Annotated in this window: 1 protein-coding gene; it reads right to left on the bottom strand. The window is 74.3% G+C overall.

Going from position 1 to position 1,031, the window contains the following annotated elements; all coding sequences use genetic code 11:
- Positions 1 to 113 precede the first annotated feature (113 nt).
- On the bottom strand, positions 114 to 1,031 hold a 918-nt coding region (locus AB0C29_RS50170), incomplete at its 5' end, for a GDSL-type esterase/lipase family protein (RefSeq protein WP_360835690.1).

Genomic DNA, 1,031 nt, shown 5'->3' on the forward strand with positions numbered 1-1,031 from the left:
GCCCCGTGGCCAGCGCGTCTCGTGATGCCGCCGCGGCCGGTGCCGGCCCGGCGACGAAGAAGGGCGCGGCCAGGGCCGCGAGAGCGAGCAGGAGCCTCATGGGTACGCCTTCCCTACCGGAAGAGTCGCAGGGGTACGGCGGCGGCGAGCGCGGCCATCCCGGCGTCGTTGGGGTGCAGGTGGTCGCCGCTGTCGTAGGCCGGGGCCAGCCGGAGCGGATCGGTGCGGTCGCGGACGGCGGCGTCGAAGTCGATGACCGCGTCGTAGTCCCCGCCGGTGCGGATCCAGTGGTTCAGCGCGGCCCGCTTGCGCTCGTTCTCCGCCGAGTAGAACCCGAGGGTGTCGTCCTTGAACGGCAGCACGGTGGCGCCGTAGGCCCGTAGCCCGGCCTGGTGGGCCCGGGCGATGAGCTGGCGGTGCCCGGCGATGAGGTCGTCGGCGGAGACCACCTCGGACGCCGGTGCGGTGGTTCCGGGGTGACCGAGGTCGTTGACCCCGAGCAGCACGATCAGGAACTCCGCGCCGGGCTGGGCGACCACGTCACGGTCGAAGCGGCGCAGCGCGCTCTGCGCGAAGTACGCGGCGTACGCCACCGCGTCACTGCCGGCCGGTGGGTTGGGGTCGTGCAGCAGCCGGTTGCCGGAGACGCCGACGTTGACCACGCCACGGTCGATGCGCGCGGCGCGCAGCCGGGCGGCCAGCAGGTCGGGCCAGCGGTGGTTGAGGTTCGCCGCCGCGTTGGCGCCGTTGGTGATGGAGTCGCCGAGGGTCACGATCGCGCCGGCCCCCGAGGCGACGCTGACCCCGGAGAGGAAGAGGTTCTGCCCGACCACGGCGGTCGGCGTGACCGTACGGGCCGCGGTGACGTTCCCGGCGGCGATCACGTTGTCCTGGTACGCGAAAGCGGCCAGTGTCGTGACCGGCGTGCGCCGCGGCAGGTACACGCTGACGGTCAGCTCGGTGCCGGCCGGGACCCGCAGGTGCACCGGGTCGCTGACCAGCGGCGCGCCGGCCGGGACGGTCGCCGCCGG

The organism is Actinoplanes sp. NPDC048791 (assembly GCF_040650095.1).
GTDB lineage: Bacteria > Actinomycetota > Actinomycetes > Mycobacteriales > Micromonosporaceae > Actinoplanes.